This is a genomic window from Limnohabitans sp. TS-CS-82, from assembly GCF_002943475.1.
In genome coordinates this window covers 650,975-670,579 of the sequence record NZ_PTQX01000001.1, presented here as the reverse complement: position 1 = coordinate 670,579, position 19,605 = coordinate 650,975, and the positions used below count along the sequence as shown (strand labels likewise).

Below are 19,605 nucleotides of genomic sequence, written 5' to 3'. Positions count from 1 at the left end.
TCCGTTTGCACGGAGCCTTTTTTGTTTGCGCTGCTTGTGAAGTTGCAGCGTGATGCATAAATTTTTAGCGAGTCATTTCAGCGCTCGGCTCACCAGCGCAACAAGCGCGAGCCCAGCAAAGCGCCAACACCCGCCATCACGGCCATACCCGCCACATACCAAACCGCCAAAAACGCGTAAGCAGTTTCGGGGCAGTGCAGTGAGTACACCAAGCCCGCGATCGCGCCGGCCATTAAGCCAGCACTTGCGCCCGCCAATGCTGGGCGCGTAGGGGCCATGCTGCGCAGCATCCACAACAAAGCCGCCAACAACGGCACGGACAGCGCTGCAATGCTGGCGCTGCACACTTGCCAAGAGCTGCCCAGCATGAGTTGCATACCCGTGTCTGCATCCACAGACGCCACTTGCATCAAGGCCAGCAGGGCCATGCCCACCAGTGCGGCAGCGACGCCCCACACGCCTCGGCCAGCGGCAACGCCGGGGCGAGCCAAGTGCATCACCACAGGCACTGCGAATGTGCAGGTGAGCAGCAGCCACATCACCTTCACCCAAAACGCTTGGGTTTGGGCGAGGGCATTGAGCTCGGGGTTCAAACCCCACAGCGTCAGCACCAGTGCCAAGCTGATGGCTATGCCAGCAGCAGTGGCTTGTACGCAGCGGCGCAAGGGCGAGACAGTGGGTGTGGCGCTAGCTTCAGTCGCCAGCATGGCAATGAGATCGTTGGTTTTCATGGTGTGACTCCAAACTTTTGGGCCAAGGCTTTGAGCCCGCGGTGGATGTTGACTTTGACAGCTGCCTCGCTTTGCCCCGTGAGTTGCGCTGCCTCAGCAATCGACAAGCCTTGCAGCTTGGTGTGCTCGATGGGCAGGCGTTGTTTGTCGGGCAGTTCAGACAACAGCTGGTGCACATCGCGCGAGGCATCGCGTGCCTCGTTGTCGTTGTCGACCCACAGTTGTTCTGCCCAGTCGTCGATGTCGTCATGCTTGCTTTCGCGGCGCGAATGAGCGCGCAAGTGGTCAATCAACTTGTAGCGCGCAATCGCATACACCCAAGCCGTCAGCGGTTGATCGCTTTGGTAGGTATGTTGCTTTTGATGAATGGCAAACAAGGTTTCTTGCACGAGGTCCTCGATGTCTTGTGGCCGTGAATACAAACGACGCTTCAGAAACGCACGCAAATGCCCACTGATGGCTGACAGCGCTTTTTCGTAGCTGGGCGCGTGGCCTGCTAGCGCTTGCATCCAGGTGGCGTGCAGTGAGGTTTCTAAGGTTTGTAAATCCACGGTCACGTTAGTTCGTCAGCGGGAGAGGAAAAGTTACAGAAAACTTTTTATAAATATTTGTAACCAATTTGTTTGCGGCGGCGAATTACCCAAAGACCGCTGGTCATGATTATCAACTCACCTTTCAAAGGACTCTCATCATGAAAAAACAACAACTCCTCTCTTTGGCTTTGGGCTCTGCATTCGCTGTGGCCGCTATCAGCCCCGCTATCGCAGCCAACCCATTTGAAGCAAGCAAGCTCGATAGCGGCTACCAATTGGCCCAAGCCGACATGAAGCAAAAAGACGGCAAATGCGGCGAAGCCAAGTGCGGTGCTGACAAGAAAAAAGAGGCCTCATGCGGTGGCGACAAAAAGAAAGATGCGTCTTGCGGCGGTAAGAAGTAATTCAGCAACCTTGCGTGGAGTGACGCCATCATGAACCGACCCCTCTCAGGCGCAGGCCTTGGCTTTCGCCGCGAATTGATAGAGCCGCTGAAACACAGCGTGCCAAACGTCATCGACTTCTTTGAAGTTGCGCCCGAAAACTGGGCTGGCTTGGGAGGCCGGTCGGCCAAAGACTTGCGTCACTTCACCGAACGCTACCCGTTTGTGTGCCACGGCTTGTCCCTCTCATTGGGTGGGCCTGCACCGTTGGACACACAACTGCTACACAAAACCAAAGCCTTCATGAAGGCGCATGGCATGCAGCTGTTCACCGAGCATTTGTCTTGGTGTTCTGATGAATCGCACCTGTACGACTTGCTGCCCATCCCCTGTACCCAAGAGGCGGTGATGTGGACAGCCAAGCGCATCAAGCAAGCGCAAGACATTTTGGAAATGCGCATTGGCATTGAAAACGCATCCACCTACATTGCCCCACCCGGCGCGGAAATGAGCGAAGCCGAATTTGTGGCGGCAGTGGTGAGAGAGGCAGACTGCTTGCTGCATTTGGATGTGAACAATATTTACGTCAACAGCCAAAATTTTGGCTTTGACGCCCTGGACTACCTCAACACCCTGCCGCTAGAGCGTACGTGCTATGTGCATGTGGCCGGCCACTATGTAGAGCCCGATGGCTTGCTGATCGACACACACGGCGCAGAGGTGGTTGACCCCGTGTGGCATTTGCTGCTGGCCGCTTATGAGCGCATGGGTGGCGATGTGCCCACCTGCTTAGAGCGCGATTTCAATTTGCCCAGCTTGAACGAACTGACGGTTGAAGTCATGCAAATTGCACGGTTGCAGGCGCAAGCGCCACGCATGAAGAAAGTGGCGTGATGACGACTTTGCGCAGAAGCTTTCAGCAAGACATGGCGTGCCACTTGCGCGACCCGCATCACACCATGCGCCCCGCAGGCGTGCCCGCACGGCGCATGGCGGTGTACAACGAGATGCTGTTTAACAACGTGTGCGGCTTCATCGACACGTGCATGCCGCTCAGCCGTAAGTTGTTGGGTGACACCGCATGGCGACGTTTGTGGCGCACTTTCTACCGCGACTGGCCTTTGCACACACCGTGGTTTCGAGACATTTCGCGCGAGTTTGTGCGCTATCTCCAAGAGGGCCAACCTAAGCAACCGTTACCGCGTTGGTTGCCTGACTTGGCGCATTACGAATGGGCCGAACTGGCGGTGGATGTGATGGACGTGACGCGCCTAGCGGCCAACATACAAGGCGACCTGATGGCAGAGATCGTGGTGCTCAACCCTGCACGCATGAACTTGCACTATGACTGGGCTGTGCATCGCATTGGTGAGCAACACAAACCACGCAAACCTTTGGACACGCATTTGGTGGTGTACCGCGATGCAGACGATGCGGTGCAGTTCACCGAGGTGAATGCCGCCACCGCACATGTGCTGGCGCTGCTAGACGCGCAGCCCATGAGCGGTACGCAAGCGATGCAACACATCGCTGAACAAATGCGACATCCGCAGCCCGAACTGCTGATGGCATTTGGGGTCACCTTGCTCAAGCAACTACAAGAACAAGACATTATTTTGGGAACACAACCATGAGCCAAAACATCCATCACGTGTGCATGAAAACACGCCTCAATCAATGCCTTGGCACGTTCGACGCGTTGGGTTTGTGGGTAGGTCTGTTCAGCCTGCGCTTGATTCTGGGTTGGGATTTCTTTGAATCAGGTTTAGAAAAATTCAACGGCGAAAACTGGTTTGCAGACATACAAGATCAGTTTCCGTTTCCTTTCAACCTCGTGCCGCCCAACATCAGCTGGCAAATGGCCACGTGGTTTGAGCTGCTAGGTGGCATCGCTTTGGTCATCGGGCTTGGCACTCGCTTTTTCTCGGTGTCCTTGTGGGTGCTGAGTGTGGTCGCCATTGCCAGCGTGCACTGGCCCGAGGCATGGCGCACTTTGGCTGAGCTGGCGCAAGGCTACGTGTTCACCGACAAAGGCTTTGGCAACTTCAAGTACCCCGTGGTGCTGATGGGCATGTTGTGGACCCTGCTGTGGATGGGCCCCGGTCGACTGTCGCTGGACGACGTGTTGCGTCGCCGCTGTGTCAGCTGAGCATGCTGTTGCCCACCACTTGCAGCACACCAAGGCTGGCAGACACAGCAGTGGCCAATGATGCGAAGACTGAAATTTATCGAGAGACGCCTACGTGATTTGTGAGGTCTTGGGGTAACTATCAAAAAGACTTTAATTTGCAAATTCGTTTCATCATGTTCTGTGCGCAGGTGTCGAAGTAGTCGCCTAGGGCCAAGCGTTGGCCCGTTGATAGGACGCTTACTTTATGAAACATCACACCTTGCATGGGACGGGCTTGGCCCTGCGCCCCGCATTGTTAGCGCCGCTGAAAAATCGTGCGCCAGACAATTTGCAATTTTTAGAACTCACCCCACCCGATTGGATCGGCGTGTCGGCGCGTATCTGTAAAGACTTGCAGCAACTCACCCAGCACTACCCTTGCGTGTGTTTGAGCCAAAGCTTGTCATTGGGCGGGCCCGGCGCGTTAGACAAACATGTGTTGCGCGATTTGCGCAGCTTCATTGCCGAGCACGGCGTTCAGGTTTTTTCCGAAGCCTTGGCTTGGAGCGCAGACGATGCGCCCTTGTTCATCAACCTGCCCATTCCCAGCACACGTGCTGCTGTGGCTTGGACGGCCGCGCGCATTGCCCAAGTGCAAGACGCACTCGGTTTGCGCATTGGCATTCGCAACGTGGTGCATCGCATGACGCCGGCACACGTGGACATGAACGAGGCTGAGTTCATTTCGGCTGTGGTGTCAGCATCGGGTTGCAGCTTGCATTTGGATTTGCATGCGCTTGCTGCAAATGCGTTGCACTTTGGCTTTGACCCGCATGCGTTTTTGCAAGCCCTGCCACTGAGCCACATCGACTATGTGCGTGTGGGCCGCGAATACCCCTTGCTGGGTGATGTGCTGGCGCGCACCCACCGGCGCGTGGCGCGCTGTGTAGACGATGTGATGCAACTGAACTTAGAGGCCCTGACATGTTGAACGATTTCCGACAATTTCAATTCGCACTGGCGCGCCATTTGCGCGACCCCCTAGGCGTATCGGCACCTGCTGGTGTGTCTTTGGCCGATGCAGCGGCTTGCACGCAAGACATGGTGACGCATGTGAGCGAGGTCTTGGCGCCTGCGTTTCCCGTGACGTGCGCGTTGTTGGGTGATGACATGTGGGAGCATGCCGTGCGCCTCTTCCTCAAAGACGCACAACCGCATACGCCTTGGGCTAGCACCACTCAGCGGGCTTTTGTGGACCACGTGTGTGAAAGCCCAGACATGCAACGCTTGCCCGCGTGGCTGCAAGACTTGGCACACTTCGAATGGTTACAAAACGCCGTCAACACCACGCCAGTAAGCTGGCCCGCGTGTGACGTCGATGCGAATGTGATGCACCACGCCGTGGTGCTCAATCCCACCCATGTGGAGGCGGCGTATGAGTGGCCTGTTCACAGCATTGACACCGATCACCAGCCCGATGACATGCAAAGCACCTACGTGTCCATGTTGCGCGACAAGGACGACACGCTGCACGTGTTGGAAAGCAGCGTCTTTCGTGGTCAGCTGATTGACTTATTGCGTGATGGGCAAAGCGGTGAACAAGCCTTCATGGTGTTGGCCATGTGGTTGTCGCACCCCGAACCTGAAGCCTTTGTGCGTGAAGGTGCAGAAGTGATGGCGCAGCTGCAACGCGAAGGCATTGTGTTGGGTGCTCGCGTGTGAGGCGTGGTCAGTGACTGACCAACACACGCCGGTATTGCAACGCTTCGGCCACATGCGCCACTTGCACCGAGGTGCTGTCGGCCAAGTCTGCAATGGTGCGTGCCACGCGCAGCGCGCGGTGTGTGCTGCGGCTTGACCAACCCAGCTTGGTCGCTGCGTTTTGTAAAAACGTGGCCGCTGCTGCATCGAGCTGCAGGTGAGCTTCCAAAGCTTGGCCCTGCAAACCTTGGTTGGGTGTGCCTTGTCGCGCGAGTGCTTTGGCATGCGCCGCCAAGCAGCGTGCACGCACGGTGGCGGTGGATTCACCCGGCACGCTGTGCATCAACACCTCGGTGGCCAGTGTGGGCACTTCCACTTGCAAGTCGATGCGGTCTAGCAAAGGGCCGCTGAGCTTGCCTTGGTAACGCGACACTTGGTCGGGTGTGCAACGACAAGCTTTCATGCTGGAACCCAAGTAGCCGCAAGGGCAGGGGTTCATCGCTGCAATCAATTGAAAACGCGCAGGAAACTTGGCCTGAGTAGCCGCACGCGAGATGGTGATGTGGCCGTTCTCCAAAGGCTCGCGTAAAGCTTCCAGCGCGCTGCGCTTGACTTCAGCAAGCTCGTCCAGAAACAGAACGCCGTTGTGCGCCAAAGAAATCTCACCTGGACGCGGTGGCGTGCCACCGCCCACCAATGCCACAGACGTTGCTGTGTGATGCGGGCTGCGCGTGGGCCGCTGCATCCATTGGTTCAATTCAAAGCGCCCCGCCAAGCTAGCGACGGCGGCGCTCTCCAGTGCGTCGTCCAGTGTCATGTCGGGCAGCAAGGCCGCAAACCGTTGCGCCAACATCGACTTGCCTGTGCCGGGTGGGCCGACTAATAAGAGAGAGTGTCCGCCAGCAGCTGCAATCTCTAGGGCCCGACGTGGACCGGCTTGACCTTTGACATCGACCAAGTCAGGGCCGTGTGGGATGGCTGGTGCACTCAGCACCGGTGCTTCAATGCGACACCAGCCGTCGGTGGTGTGTACGGGCAGCGAGCCTTTCAACTCGGGTTTGGCAAAGTGCGCGACCACATCGCTCAGGTGTTGGGCGCGGTAGACCTCGGCTGTGGGGACAAGCGCAGCTTCTTCGGCACTGCCCGGCGGCAACACCAAACGTGTGCGCACCCCTGCACCACGCAAAGCCAGCCCCATGGCCAACGCACCACGCACGGGGCGTAGCTCGCCAGACAGCGACAACTCACCTGCAAATTCGTATGACGCCAATGCTGCTTCATCCAATTGCCCATGGGCTGCCAAGATGCCCAGCGCAATGGGCAAATCAAAGCGGCCCGAGTCTTTGGGTAGATCGGCAGGCGCCAAATTCACCGTGATCCTTTTGTTACTAGGAAAGTCCAGCCCTGCGTTTTGAATGGCGCATCGCACACGTTCGCGCGCTTCTTTGACTTCGGTATCTGCCAAGCCCACCAAGGTGAAACTGGGTAAACCGTTTGCTAAATGCACCTCAACGGTCACCGCGGGTGCTTGCAAACCCAAAAGTGCGCGGCTGTGAATTAACGAAAGCGTCATAAATCTTCTCTTTTTGAGTGATTAGCCCCATTGCAGGGCGTGTAAGGCAAAGTGATGCACCAACTGTGTGCGTGAAAATGGTTCGGTAGCCAGACTACTGCATCACTTTGGGTCTTAGTTCTAGTAAAGGGATCACTTTTGTGGATTTCAACGCTGGCACGGACCCTGCTAAGTAGGTGTATCCCTCTTTATTTTTCAACGGAGAAAACTATGAACCTCAAGTCCAAAATCGTGTTGGCCCTCTTGGCCACATCTTCTGCAGCGTTTGCACAAACTGCACCTGTAGCGCCTGAAGTGACTTACAACGTGGGCGTGGTCAGCCAATACCGCTATCGCGGCATCGCTCAAACAAAAGGTGATGCAGCTTTGCAAGGCGGCGTGGACTATGCAAATGCCAATGGTTTTTACTTGGGCGCTTGGGGTTCAACCATCAAGTGGATCAAGGATGCTGGCTCTGATGCCAAAGGCCCAGTTGAGTTAGATCTTTACGGTGGTTATAAATTTGAAGCAGCAGGCGTTGCCTATGACGTTGGCTATTTGCGCTATGAGTATGTGAACAACACATACAACAAAGTTTCAGGCGCAGTGAATGCAAACACTGATGAAGTCTATGGTGCCGCTACCTACGGTGTTGTGACCGCTAAATACTCTTACGCATTTTCTGATTTGTTTGGCACAGCCAACTCAAAAGGCAGCGCCTACTGGGACTTGAGCGCCAACTTCGACTTGGGCAATGGTTATACATTGACACCTCATGCAGGTCGACAAGTCATTAAGAACTCACCAAATAGCTATACCGACATTGCATTAACGCTCGGCAAAGATTTGGGTGATGGTTTGTCTGCTAGCGTTTCAGCGATCAGCACGAGTGTTAAAGATAACGCTTATTACACATCAACAGCAACTAGCTACAACACCGCTAAGAACGCCTTGGTCGTCGGCGTCAAGTACAGCTTCTAAACAAAGCTAACTGTCTTCTCTAGGAGCAACCATGAAACTCATCACCGCCATCATCAAACCCTTTAAGTTGGACGAGGTCCGCGAGGCCCTTTCCCAAATCGGGGTGCAAGGTATCACTGTCACTGAAGTCAAAGGCTTCGGCCGTCAAAAAGGCCATACCGAGTTGTATCGCGGTGCTGAGTACGTGGTTGACTTCTTGCCAAAGGTCAAGATCGAAGCTGCGGTTGACGCTGAACACGTCGAGCGCGCGATCGAAGCCATCGAAGGTTCTGCACGCACCGGAAAAATCGGCGACGGCAAGATTTTTGTTTACGACCTCGAACAAGTCGTCCGCATCCGCACCGGCGAGACCGGTCCAGAAGCGCTTTAAGAAAGAAGACCATCATGAAAAAATTTCTAAGTTCTCTCACACTCGGGTTGGGGCTTTTGCTCTGCGGTGCTGTGGCAATGGCCGCTGATGCGGTTGTGCCAGTTCCTAACAAAGGTGATACCGCCTTTATGACGATTGCGACTGTGTTGGTTATCTTGATGACCATTCCAGGTTTGGCTTTGTTCTACGGCGGTTTGGTGCGTAGCAAAAACATGTTGTCTGTGTTGATGCAAGTCTTCGTGGTCAGCTCACTCATTTATGTGTTGTGGGTCATCTACGGTTACTCGGTGGCATTCACAGGCGGCTCTCCATTCTTTGGTGGCTTCGATAAGTTGTTCTTCCAAGGCATCACACCTGACTCTGTGGGCGCGACCTTCAGCAAAGGCGTTGTGATTCCTGAGTTCACTTTCGCTGCTTTCCAAGCCACCTTCGCGGCCATCACTTGCGCCTTGATCGTGGGTGCGTTTGCTGAGCGTGTGCGCTTCTCTGCCGTGTTGTTGTTCTCTGCCATTTGGTTCACGTTCAGCTACTTGCCAGTGGCCCACATGGTTTGGTACTGGGACGGCCCAGACGCGATCACCGACGCTGCAACTTTGGAAACTGTGACTGCCGCTGCTGGCTGGTTGTGGGCCAAGGGTGCTCTGGACTTCGCTGGTGGTACTGTGGTGCACATCAACGCTGCGGTGGCTGGTTTGGTTGGCGCATATGTGATCGGCAAGCGTACGGGCTACGGCAAAGAGTCAATGGCGCCTCACAGCTTGACATTGACCATGGTTGGCGCATCTTTGTTGTGGGTGGGTTGGTTCGGTTTCAACGCCGGCTCTAACCTCGAAGCCAACGGTGTGGCTGCACTCGCTTTCGTGAACACTTTGGTGGCGACTGCTGCTGCGACTCTGGCTTGGATTGCTGGTGAAGCATTGGCCAAAGGCAAGGCCTCGATGTTGGGCGCAGCCTCTGGTGCAGTGGCTGGCTTGGTGGCGATTACCCCAGCGTGCGGTTTCGTGGGCCCTATGGGTGCCATCGTGATCGGTGCTGCAGGCGGCTTCCTCTGCTTGTGGGGTGTGAACGGTCTGAAACGCCTGTTGGGCGCTGACGACTCACTCGATGTGTTTGGTGTGCACGGCGTGGGCGGTATCGTGGGTGCGTTGTTGACTGGCGTGTTTGCAGCTCCTTCGCTCGGCGGCACAGGCATCTTTGATTACGTGGCCAACGCTGCCAGCGCTGACTACTCAATCGGCGGCCAAGTGTTGATTCAGCTCGAAGCTGTGGTGACCACCATTGTTTGGTCTGGCGTGGTTTCATTCATCGCCTTCAAACTGGTTGACATGGTTCTGGGTCTGCGTGTGACGGAAGAAGAAGAGCGCGAAGGCCTCGACATCAGCTCGCACGGCGAAACTGCCTACCACCGTTAATTTTTCAAGTACTTCAAGTTTTCCTTGGACTTCACAGCCCGCACCTGAGAAATCAGGGCGGGCTTTTTTATTTTTAAACGGGGCTGTGCAAAAAATTCAAAACCCCTGTCAGGCCCAGCGGCTACCATGACAGCCATGCCAGATACCTTGCAACACACCCTTCAGCATTTCACCGACCGCATTCTTGAGGCGACCAAAACTGGCCAGCCTTTGCGCTTGCGTGGCGGCGGCACCAAAGACTTTTTAGGTCAATCCTTGCAAGGCGAGGTGCTGGACACCACGGCCTACAGCGGCATCTTGAGCTATGAGCCGAGCGAGCTGGTCATCACCGTGCGCTGCGGTACACCGTTGGCCGACGTAGAAGCCGCCTTGGCGCAAAAAGGACAGTGCTTTCCTTTTGAGCCGCCGCACTTCGGCGCGGGCGCGACGATTGGCGGCATGGTGGCCGCAGGTTTGAGCGGCCCCGCCCGAGCCAGTGTGGGCACAGTCCGTGACTTTGTGCTGGGCGCACGCGTCATCAACGGTAAAGGCGAGCACCTGACCTTTGGCGGCCAAGTGATGAAGAACGTGGCCGGCTACGACGTGTCACGTTTGTTGGCCGGTAGCTGGGGTCAGCTGGGCCTGATCACTGAAGTGTCTTTGAAAGTCTTGCCTGTCGCCCCAGGCGAAGCCACGTTGGTGTGTGCGGGTGTGTCGCAAGCACAAGCTTTGAAACTCATCAACCAATGGGGCGGCCAGCCGCTGCCCTTGAACGCGAGCGCATGGGTGCACGACACCACGGCATCGCCCGCGCAAGACTATTTCTTTGTCCGCCTGCGCGGCGCAGTGGCCGCGGTAGACGCAGCCATCGTCAAGATGAGTGCGGAGGTGAAAGCACTTGGCGCACACGTGAGCATCTTGGACCAAGCGCAAGCTGCAGCCGACTGGCAAGCCAGTGGCGAACAAACTCTAGATTTCTTCAAAGCGCCCACCGAGCAAGATTGCTTGTGGCGCCTCAGCGTGCCGCAAACCGCGCCCGAGTTGGACGTGCGCGTCAATGGCGCTGCGTGCGCGCAATACGTTGAATGGCACGGCGCACAGCGCTGGCTGTGGGCCCCCGCCTCGGCGGCGACTCAAGTGCGCGAAGCGGCGGTGAAGGCAGGTGGCCACGCCACCTTGTTCCGCACCAGTGCTGCCAGTCAACAAACTTTGGGCGATGTGGACAAGCAAGCCGGCGTGTACACCCCACTCAACGCAGTGCAACAACGCATTCAAAACGAACTCAAAAAACAGTTTGATCCAGCGGGTGTCTTGAACCCCGGTCGCGCTTAATACACAGACTCAGGCCCACACATGCAAACCAACCTGGCCCCCCAATACGTCGGCACGCCCGAAGGCGAACAAGCCGAAGCCATTTTGCGCAAGTGCGTGCACTGCGGTTTTTGCACAGCGACGTGCCCCACGTATCAACTGCTGGGCGACGAGCTAGACGGCCCGCGTGGCCGCATCTATTTGATGAAGCAAGTGTTCGAGGGTGCCAAGCCCACGCGCAAAACCCAGCAGCACTTGGACCGCTGCTTGACCTGCCGCAACTGCGAAAGCACTTGCCCCAGTGGCGTGCAATACGGCCACTTGGTGGACGTGGGCCGCAAAGTGGTGGATGCGCAAGTGCAGCGCCCCATGGGTGAGCGCATCATGCGTTGGGCTTTGAAAGAAGGCTTGCCTTCGCCCCTCTTTGCACCCGCCATGAAATTGGGCCAAGCGGTGCGCGGCATTCTGCCCGCCAAGCTCAAAGCCAAAGTGCCTGCGCCTCAAACGGCTGAGCGCAACGGTGTGGTGTGGCCCACCCAAACGCATGCACGCAAAGTGCTGATGCTCGCTGGCTGTGTGCAACCCGCCATGCTGCCCAACATCAACACCGCCACCGCGCGTGTGTTGGATGCGGCTGGTATTCAAACCATCGTCGCGCCTAAGGCCGGTTGCTGTGGTGCAGTGAAATTCCACTTGAACGACCAAGACGGTAGCCTGGTGCAAATTCGCGCCAACATCGACGCTTGGTGGCCGTTCGTCGAACAAGGCGTGGAAGCCATCGTGATGAACGCCTCAGGCTGCGGCGTGATGGTGAAGGACTACGGCCACGTACTGAAAGACGATGTCGTTTACGCCACCAAAGCCAAACGCATCAGCGAACTCACGCAAGACTTGAGTGAGTTGTTGCCCGAGTTGGTGCCCGTGCTCAAGCCCAAGTTGAAAGCCCATGTGTTGGCCAACGCGGGCATGCAAGCGTTCCACCCGCCGTGCACATTGCAGCACGGCCAGCAGCTCAAAGGCGGTGTTGAAAAGCACTTGGCTGAGCTGGGCTTTGCCATTCAAGTGACCAACATTGAAGCGCATTTGTGCTGCGGCTCAGCAGGCACTTACAGCGTGCTCAATCCCGAAATCAGCACCACCTTGCGTGACCGCAAGCTGGGTCACTTAGATGCGCTGAAACCCAAAGCCATTCTGAGCGCCAACGTGGGCTGCATCACCCATTTGCAAAGCGGCACCAATGTGCCAGTCAAGCATTGGGTGGAAGTGTTGGATGAGGCGTTGAACTAAGCGCTGAGTTCAACGAGTGTCAGGCCGCCAATGCCGCCTCAATGTCAGTGGTCAACTTGGCTGGCGCATCCATCGACGCATAGCGCTTGAGCACGCGCCCGTCTTTGCCCACCAAAAACTTGGTGAAGTTCCACTTGATGGCTTCGCTGCCCAACAACCCTGGCGCTTCTGATTTGAGCCACTTGAACAAGGGGTGTGCAGCGTCGCCGTTCACATCTACTTTCTCCATCATCGCAAAGCTCACGCCGTAGTTGCGTTGGCAAAACGCGCCGATCTCGGCGTTGCTGCCCGCGTCTTGCGCGCCAAACTGGTTACACGGAAAACCGATGACGGCTAAGCCTTTTTCGCCATAGGTTTTGTGTAGCGCTTCTAAGCCTTCAAATTGCGGTGTGAAACCACAAGCGCTGGCCGTGTTGACGACCAGCAGCACTTGCCCTTGGAGGTCTGCGAATGACAACGGTGTGCCGTCAATGCGGTTGGCGGTGAAGTCTTTGAGAGCTGTCATGTGGTGAGCCTTTCTATGCAGAGCCGCAACATGTGTTGCATCAAGCGTGTGTTTTGTCGGTGTGCGCTTGTGATGCCAACAACGCAGCCAACACAATCATGCCGCCTCCTAGGCCCACGCGCCACGTGAGCGCGGATGCCCCTAGTGCCACCGAGGACACACTGGCAAACACCACCTCTGACATCATCACCATCGCCGTGGTGTGTGCGCTCAAACGCGCGGCGCCGTATTGCAGTGCGAAGTTAGACACCAAAAACGCAAAGCTCAGGCCCGCAACCCAGGGTGTCCATAACGCCAGGTGTGTCACAGCGCTGTTGCCCATCCACGAGGCAAGCCAAGTTGCCAAGGCGAAAGTGCTGGCGCTTTCAGTTGGCATAGCCACCCTTTCAGGAATCACCCCAGCAAACGTTGCTAGGGTCGCACACACAACAGCCATCAATGCACCACCACCAAACATGGCCACCATGCGCGATGACTCAGGCGTGTGCTGCAAACGCAGCAGCCAAATGTTGGTGAGCGCAAAACAAAAGCCAGCAAGTAAAGCCAACACGTCAGGTAAATCTTGCGGCAGCGGCCAAGGCGATTCCGGCGTTTTGAGCACCAACAACACGCCCACAAGAGCCAGCGACAAACGCATCAACGCACCGCGTGTGGGACGCTCACCCAGCATCCACCACGCCAGCAGCAACGACCACGTGGGCATGAGATAAAACAGCAACACCACGCGCACCACATCGCCTGTGGTGACGGCCCAGTTAAAGCCAATGTTGGTGAGGCCAGATGCGGCCATGAGCCACCAAAGTTGGGGGTAATGATGGAAGTGTCGCCAGCCTTGTGGGCTGATAAAAGTCAGCACCAAGGTGGCCAATGCAAAAACAGCGGCAGTGGCCCACAAGGGGTGCAAGCCATCGGCATCAAGCTGGCGCAAAGGCCACCAAGACAAGCCCCACACCAATGCGTTGAGAGCCAAAGCCAACACGGCCAGCATGGGGCGTGTGGTCAAAAGTTAACCGTGCAAGTCGTCGTTGCGTGCAATGTGCATCAAACGCGCGAGTTCTTCGCGGTGGTGCAAGTGGTTGTGCTCATGCCAGAGTTTGATGAGCCACATCACATAACCGACCAACGCTCCAAAAGCAGTGATGGCACCAAAGGCGCTCAAGCCCATGCCGGTGCTGAAGGTGTACAAAAAGCCCAGACCCAAAATGCACAGCTGTTCGTTCAGGTTTTGCACCGCAATCGAGCGGCCAGCGCCCATGAGGTTGTGGCCACGGTGCTGCAGCAGCGCGTTCATGGGCACGACCAAGAAGCCACCCAAGCCGCCCAACACAATGAGGAAGGGCACAGCCAGCCACAGGTTGTCGATGAAGTTCATCGCCACCACAAAGCAGCCCATGGCAATGCCCAAAGGCATGAGGCGTGTGGCGTGGTCTAGCTTCATCTTCATCGACGCCACCACCGCGCCCACGGCGGTGCCGATGGCGACCACGCCGACCAAACTGGATGCCTGTGTGGTGGTGTAACCCAAAGCAGCTGCACTCCAAGCGAGCACGATGTAGCGCAAGTTGCCGCTCACGCCCCAGAACAAGGTGGTGGTGGCCAAAGAAATTTGGCCCAGCTTGTCTTGCCACAAGCGTTGGTTGCAATGCCAGAAGTCGGGCACCAGTGCGAACAAATTGCGCGCCATGGTTTTCTCAGGGTCGAGGCGCATCGGAATGAGCGCGGCACCTGTGTACGGAATGCGTTTGTTGAACCAGGCGGCCAAGGCATACAAGGGAATCAACAAACAAATGGCGGCTTCGGCGGAAGAGTCGACGCCTGTGGTGACGAAGGGCAGATCAAACGACAACAACCAAGCCGACAAGTTCGGACCGACCAGTTGGCCACCCAACAGCACGCCCAAGATGATGGAGGTGATGGTGAGACCTTCAATCCAACCATTGGCTTTGACCAATTGCGATGCGGGCAGCAGCTCAGTCAAGATGCCGTACTTCGCGGGTGAGTAGGCTGCAGCGCCCAAACCCACCACCGCATAAGCAAGCAAGGGATGCACGCCGAACAACATCATCAAACAGCCCACTACTTTGATGGTGTTGCTCATCAGCATGACTTCGCCCTTGGGACGTGAGTCGGCAAACGCGCCGACAAACGGCGCGAGCACCACGTAGAACAGAGCAAACATAGGCACCAGAGCGGCGCGCTGCCATTCGGCGGCGCCATCTGATTTCAGTAATTCGACGGCTGTGACAAACAGTGCGTTGTCGGCCAACGAACTGAAAAATTGGGCCGACATGATCGTATAAAAACCGCGCTTCATGGATAGGTCTGACAGACGTGCAGAGGGCTGCCGGCCTGTTGATTCTTCTTTCTTTTTTAACTACCCAAGGTTATATCACGCGGGTGCCACAATATTGACCATGCCCCGCCCGATTCAAGCCTTTGTTCACACCGACGCTTTGCGTCATAACTTGACACGCATGCGTGCCGCAGCACCCGACGCCCGTGTGTGGGCCGTGGTCAAAGCCAACGCGTATGGCCATGGCATTGAGCGGGTGTTTGAAGGTTTGCGTGGCGCCGATGGCTTCGCCTTGTTGGACCTCGATGAAGCGCAGCGCTTGCGCAGCTTGGGCTGGCGCGGTCCGGTGCTGTTGCTAGAAGGCGTGTTTGAGATGCGCGACCTAGAGCTGTGCTCACGCTTAGACCTGTGGCACACCGTGCATTGCGACGAACAAATAGACATGCTCAGTCGTCACAAGACGCAAGTGCCGCACCGAATATTCCTCAAAATGAACAGCGGTATGAACCGCTTGGGTTTCACACCCACGCGTTTTCGTTCGGCATGGACACGGCTGAACCAGTTGCCACAAGTAGATGAGATTTCTCTCATCACCCATTTCAGTGATGCGGATGGACCCAAAGGTATTGCGCAGCAAATTGCCACATTTAACAAAACCACCGAAGACCTGCCCGGCGAGCGCAGCACTTGCAACAGCGCAGGCTTGTTGCGCCATACCCATGATGATGTGACTGTGGCTGCTGATTGGGTACGTCCCGGTATTGCGCTCTATGGCAGTGCGCCGGATTTTCCCGAGCGCAACATCGCGCAATGGGATTTACAACCCACCATGAGTTTGCGCAGCCGCATCATTGGCACACAAGACTTGCAAGCGGGCGACACGGTGGGCTATGGCTCCTCGTTCACCGCAGATACTGCGATGCGCATCGGCATCGTGGCCTGCGGTTATGCCGACGGCTATCCGCGCCACTGCCCCACAGGCACGCCGGTGTTGGTCGATGGTGTGCGCACACGCACCTTGGGCCGCGTGAGCATGGACATGATTGCGGTGGACCTGACCCCTTGCGATGCCGCAGGTCATGCGGCGGGTTTTGGCAGCGAAGTCACGCTGTGGGGGAAGGCCAGTAACGGTGTGGTGTTGCCAATTGACGACGTGGCCCAAGCCGCAGGCACGGTAGGCTACGAGCTGATGTGCGCGGTGTCGGGCCGCGTGGGATTCACGCAGGACTAAAGTGGCGCTCAGGGCTTGTTGAACAACGGGTGCAAATTGTTGTGAACGGCATTGAACACCTCATGCCCTTCATCAATTTGCAAGGTGATCCCAATGGGGCGTTCGGCAAACACGTCTGCGAAATGGGCTTGGGTCGCGGCTAACAGTGATTGACCAACCTGTTCAATCATCTCGGGTGTGCGGCCTTTGGCGATGCGAAAGTTCAAATACACATAGGCATAGTCGCCGCTGCCATCGGCAATGACTGCGTGCGTTGTTGCAAATGCCAACACGCGCGTAGCGCCGATGGGGAACACGGCTTTGCCATCCGGATGTTTGGCTGACAACATGGTGTTGCTCAAAGTTTGGCAAAGCTCAGCCATGTTGGTTTCGGCATCGAGTTGCGGGGTGTATTGAATGATGAGGTGAGGCATGTGCCAAGTGTCTCGCAGCTTTTACGTCGTGTGAGCATTTAAAAATAATAGAACTTAAATACTAAAATGAAATATTAAAAATTCATGTCTGTGCCTGTACGTTGTTATGAAAAATCTCAGCATCAAACTGCAACTGTCGTTGAGTGCCATCGCCGTGGGCTTTATCCTTTTATTGGCGCAGCTGGGGCTTCAGTTTTATGTGCTGCGCGCAGACATCGTCCAACGCATTGAGAAAAATGAATTTCGCCAGCTAAGCGACTTTGCCAATAATTTGGATGAGCGGTTGCAAGACAGTGTGGCCATGCTCGCGAGCGTTGGCCTGAATGTGCCTGCGGAGCAGATCGGCGATCTGCCTAAGTTAGAGCGATTTCTGCAACGCGAGCATGCCTTGTTGAATGTCTATGACGACCTCTACATCTTTGATGCCAACGGCATTTTGCAAGTAGATTGGCCTGTCAAACCCGGGCGCCGTTCTTTGGATATGTCTGCGCGTGACTACATCCAAGGGGTGATTCAGACCCGTGTGCCTGTCATCTCCAAGCCCATCCTTGGTAAAGCGACCAAGCAACCCATCGTGGTGGTGGCCGCGCCGATCTTGGACAAACAAAACCGATTGGTGGGCATTTTGGGTGGGGTACTCAATTTGTACAAACCCAATTTGCTGGGCTCAATCGCGACCCAGAAAAATGGTGAAACGGGTTACTACTACTTGGTCACCAAAGACCGCATGCGTATTGCGCATCCTGATGCGAGCTTGATTTTTAAACCCGTGCCAGAGGGTAGCGGCAATATTCCTTTTGAAAATGCCATCAAAGGATTTGAAGGCACGCAGGAGGGCTACACCACGCGTGGTTTGAAAGGTTTGTTCACGTTTAAACGCTTGCAAGCCACAGATTGGATCGTGGCATCGGTGATTCCATCCGAAGAAGCTTTTGCCCCGATTGAGGCGTTGTACCAACGCATGCTCATCGTGACGGCGCTGTTGATGCTGACGATGGTCCCGCTGTTGTGGGGGTTTGTTGCCAAATTGGTGCAGCCCTTAGGTCAACTGGCCTATGCGATGCATGACAAGGCAGAGCAAATGCGCAAGGGCTTGCAGGTAACGCCGATTGCAGAAATGGGTGGGCAAGAAATTAAGACGGTGGTGCTTGCCTTCAATGCGTTCATGGAAGCGAGGCAGCGCGCTGAAAATGAGCTCTCACTCGCGCGCGATGCCGCGCAGTCGGCCAATGAATCCAAGAGCAATTTTTTGGCAAACATGAGCCATGAAATCCGCACACCGATGAATGGCATCTTGGGCATGACGGAGCTGTGCTTGCAAACACGCATGACCACGGAGCAACGCAGTTATTTGGAGATGGTGTCGGCTTCAGCCAACTCCTTGTTGGTCGTCATCAACGATATCTTGGACTTTTCCAAAATCGAGGCACAAAAACTCTACTTGGATCCGCATGAATTTTCACTGCATGCGCTGATTCGTCAGGCCTCGCGAACCCTGTCGTTGCGTGCATCAGAAAAAGAACTGGAACTCGTGTGCGATGTGGCCGTCGATGTGCCAGACATGGTGGTGGGTGATCCCTTGCGCCTGCAGCAGGTGGTCAGTAACTTGTTGGGGAACGCCATCAAGTTCACTGCGCAAGGTGAAATTGTGTTGACAGTGGCGTGTCGACAAAACGCCTCAACGCCAGAAAGTATTGGTTTGTTTTTTCAGGTCAAAGACACAGGAATTGGCATTTCACACGACAAGCAAGCCTTCATTTTTGATGTGTTCACGCAAGCAGATTCCAGCACCGCACGCCGCTTTGGCGGATCAGGTTTGGGCTTGGCCATCAGCCGCAATTTGGTCCAAATGATGGGCGGCGAGATTGATGTGAGCAGCGAGGTTGGCAAGGGCAGCACCTTCAGCTTCACCGTACAGCTGCAACGCGCACAGTCCTCCCACATGACGGCAAACCAAATTTCGCCCAGTCTGCAAGGTCAGACGGTACTGGTGGTCGATGACACGGCCAGCAACCGCCATATGATGACCAAGCGTTTGACGTGTGCTGGTTTGCATGTCGTCGCCACAGACAGCGCTGCACATGCATTGCATTCCCCCCAATTGACGCAGGCCGCCCTGGCATTGGTGGATGTGAACATGCCCGACATTGATGGGTACGACTTGGTCAAGCAGCTGCGTCAAATCAAAACAGCCGCACAACTGCCCATCCTCATGATGGGCACCTTGAGTGAGCAAATCAGCCAAGAGCAGTTGGACCAGTTTGATATCCAAGGCTTCTTGGTCAAGCCCATCGATTCTTATGAATTGGTGGCATCGCTGAACCGTGTGTCTGCGGTGAATGTCGTGCACGATGAACCGGTTCGCGCACCACGAGACGCGGCTGCGCTGACTGCTACACGGCAAGTGTTGCTGGTGGAGGACACACCGATCAACCAAACCTTGCAGTCCATTTTGCTCAACCGCATGGGTTATGAAGTGACGCTGGCGAACAATGGCCTAGAAGGCTTAGAAGCGTTCAACACGCAAGCGTTCGATTTGATCTTGATGGACATTCAAATGCCAGAAATGGGGGGCATTGAAGCCACCCAATTGATGCGTGAACAAGAGCAGCTGCGACAGTTGAAACGCACCCCCATCATTGCGGTGACGGCGAATGCGCTCAAAGGCGATCGTGAGCGGTATTTTGAGGCGGGCATGGACGGCTATGTGTCCAAGCCGCTGTCTATGGACTCGCTCAAAACTGAAATGGAGCGCGTGCTCGCGCAAGCCAAGTTTTCGTTAGAGATGGATTGAATTTTGGGTTTTACGACCA

General features: G+C 55.9%; 20 protein-coding genes. 13 read left to right on the top strand and 7 right to left on the bottom strand.

All coding sequences use genetic code 11. The features are described from left to right. Window positions 1-89: 89 nt before the first annotated feature. Both C5F52_RS03325 and C5F52_RS03320 read right to left on the bottom strand, forming a co-directional pair. Complete coding sequence (locus tag C5F52_RS03325) at window positions 90-731, bottom strand: NrsF family protein (protein ID WP_104796876.1); 642 nt, start codon at window positions 729-731, stop codon at window positions 90-92. Continuing rightward, window positions 728-1,288: a sigma-70 family RNA polymerase sigma factor gene (locus tag C5F52_RS03320; RefSeq protein ID WP_255416346.1), complete on the bottom strand. Its 561-nt coding sequence runs from the start codon at window positions 1,286-1,288 to the stop codon at window positions 728-730. Before C5F52_RS03320 ends, C5F52_RS03325 begins: the two co-directional genes overlap by 4 nt. Before the next feature lie 134 nt (window positions 1,289-1,422). Here C5F52_RS03320 and C5F52_RS03315 point away from each other — a divergent pair, with 134 nt between their 5' ends. From C5F52_RS03315 to C5F52_RS03290, 6 genes are all read left to right on the top strand, one after another. After that, window positions 1,423-1,668, top strand: a complete 246-nt coding sequence (locus C5F52_RS03315; protein WP_104796875.1) for a hypothetical protein — start codon at window positions 1,423-1,425, stop codon at window positions 1,666-1,668. 30 nt (window positions 1,669-1,698) lie between these two features. After that, on the top strand, window positions 1,699-2,541 hold the full coding sequence (locus C5F52_RS03310; RefSeq protein ID WP_104796874.1) for a DUF692 domain-containing protein: 843 nt from the start codon (window positions 1,699-1,701) through the stop codon (window positions 2,539-2,541). Beyond that, window positions 2,541-3,281, top strand: a complete 741-nt coding sequence (locus C5F52_RS03305; protein ID WP_104796873.1) for a DUF2063 domain-containing protein — start codon at window positions 2,541-2,543, stop codon at window positions 3,279-3,281. Before C5F52_RS03310 ends, C5F52_RS03305 begins: the two co-directional genes overlap by 1 nt. Next, entirely contained in the window at window positions 3,278-3,796 is a 519-nt protein-coding gene (locus C5F52_RS03300) for a DoxX family protein (RefSeq protein WP_201746945.1), read from the top strand. Before C5F52_RS03305 ends, C5F52_RS03300 begins: the two co-directional genes overlap by 4 nt. Window positions 3,797-4,022: 226 nt before the next feature. Further along, window positions 4,023-4,748, top strand: a complete 726-nt coding sequence (locus tag C5F52_RS03295) for a DUF692 family multinuclear iron-containing protein (RefSeq protein ID WP_104796872.1) — start codon at window positions 4,023-4,025, stop codon at window positions 4,746-4,748. Continuing rightward, the gene (locus tag C5F52_RS03290; protein WP_104796871.1) at window positions 4,742-5,479 is read left to right on the top strand and encodes a DUF2063 domain-containing protein; all 738 of its coding nucleotides are present in this window, start codon (window positions 4,742-4,744) and stop codon (window positions 5,477-5,479) included. The genes C5F52_RS03295 and C5F52_RS03290 overlap by 7 nt, the downstream gene beginning before the upstream one ends. A gap of 7 nt (window positions 5,480-5,486) precedes the next feature. Here the strand turns inward: C5F52_RS03290 and C5F52_RS03285 are convergent, their stop codons facing one another. Beyond that, window positions 5,487-7,031, bottom strand: coding sequence for a YifB family Mg chelatase-like AAA ATPase (locus tag C5F52_RS03285; protein WP_104796870.1), 1,545 nt, complete (start codon window positions 7,029-7,031; stop codon window positions 5,487-5,489). 210 nt (window positions 7,032-7,241) lie between these two features. On the opposite strand from C5F52_RS03285, the gene C5F52_RS03280 reads away from it, so the two are divergent. The 5 genes from C5F52_RS03280 (at window position 7,242) to glcF (ending at window position 12,350) form a co-directional block, all read left to right on the top strand. Beyond that, window positions 7,242-7,991: a TorF family putative porin gene (locus tag C5F52_RS03280; RefSeq protein ID WP_104796869.1), complete on the top strand. Its 750-nt coding sequence runs from the start codon at window positions 7,242-7,244 to the stop codon at window positions 7,989-7,991. 31 nt (window positions 7,992-8,022) lie between these two features. Further along, window positions 8,023-8,361 carry a P-II family nitrogen regulator gene (locus C5F52_RS03275; RefSeq protein ID WP_104796868.1) on the top strand — a complete coding sequence of 113 codons (339 nt, stop codon included), beginning with the start codon at window positions 8,023-8,025 and terminating at the stop codon, window positions 8,359-8,361. 14 nt (window positions 8,362-8,375) lie between these two features. Next, the gene (amt, locus tag C5F52_RS03270; protein ID WP_104796867.1) at window positions 8,376-9,773 is read left to right on the top strand and encodes an ammonium transporter; all 1,398 of its coding nucleotides are present in this window, start codon (window positions 8,376-8,378) and stop codon (window positions 9,771-9,773) included. Between the two features lie 126 nt (window positions 9,774-9,899). Continuing rightward, window positions 9,900-11,084: a glycolate oxidase subunit GlcE gene (gene glcE / locus C5F52_RS03265; RefSeq protein ID WP_369951846.1), complete on the top strand. Its 1,185-nt coding sequence runs from the start codon at window positions 9,900-9,902 to the stop codon at window positions 11,082-11,084. 21 nt (window positions 11,085-11,105) lie between these two features. Beyond that, window positions 11,106-12,350, top strand: a complete 1,245-nt coding sequence (gene glcF, locus C5F52_RS03260) for a glycolate oxidase subunit GlcF (protein WP_104796866.1) — start codon at window positions 11,106-11,108, stop codon at window positions 12,348-12,350. 19 nt (window positions 12,351-12,369) lie between these two features. Here glcF and C5F52_RS03255 read toward each other — a convergent pair whose 3' ends face one another. The 3 genes from C5F52_RS03255 to lplT are packed head-to-tail and all read right to left on the bottom strand — an operon-like array spanning window position 12,370 to window position 15,169. After that, a complete protein-coding gene (locus tag C5F52_RS03255; RefSeq protein WP_104796865.1) occupies window positions 12,370-12,855 on the bottom strand; it encodes a glutathione peroxidase in 486 nt (161 codons plus the stop codon). A 40-nt stretch (window positions 12,856-12,895) separates the two neighbouring features. Further along, window positions 12,896-13,858 (bottom strand): DMT family transporter, encoded by a 963-nt coding sequence (locus C5F52_RS03250; RefSeq protein WP_369951845.1) that lies wholly within the window; start codon window positions 13,856-13,858, stop codon window positions 12,896-12,898. Window positions 13,859-13,861: 3 nt separating this feature from the next. Beyond that, window positions 13,862-15,169: a lysophospholipid transporter LplT gene (gene lplT / locus C5F52_RS03245; protein WP_104796864.1), complete on the bottom strand. Its 1,308-nt coding sequence runs from the start codon at window positions 15,167-15,169 to the stop codon at window positions 13,862-13,864. A 100-nt stretch (window positions 15,170-15,269) separates the two neighbouring features. On the opposite strand from lplT, the gene alr reads away from it, so the two are divergent. Further along, on the top strand, window positions 15,270-16,379 hold the full coding sequence (gene alr, locus C5F52_RS03240) for an alanine racemase (protein WP_104797148.1): 1,110 nt from the start codon (window positions 15,270-15,272) through the stop codon (window positions 16,377-16,379). A gap of 8 nt (window positions 16,380-16,387) precedes the next feature. Here alr and C5F52_RS03235 read toward each other — a convergent pair whose 3' ends face one another. Next, window positions 16,388-16,792 (bottom strand): 5-carboxymethyl-2-hydroxymuconate isomerase, encoded by a 405-nt coding sequence (locus C5F52_RS03235; RefSeq protein WP_104796863.1) that lies wholly within the window; start codon window positions 16,790-16,792, stop codon window positions 16,388-16,390. Between the two features lie 106 nt (window positions 16,793-16,898). Here C5F52_RS03235 and C5F52_RS03230 point away from each other — a divergent pair, with 106 nt between their 5' ends. Next, window positions 16,899-19,586 carry a response regulator gene (locus C5F52_RS03230; protein ID WP_104796862.1) on the top strand — a complete coding sequence of 896 codons (2,688 nt, stop codon included), beginning with the start codon at window positions 16,899-16,901 and terminating at the stop codon, window positions 19,584-19,586. Window positions 19,587-19,605: the final 19 nt, after the last annotated feature.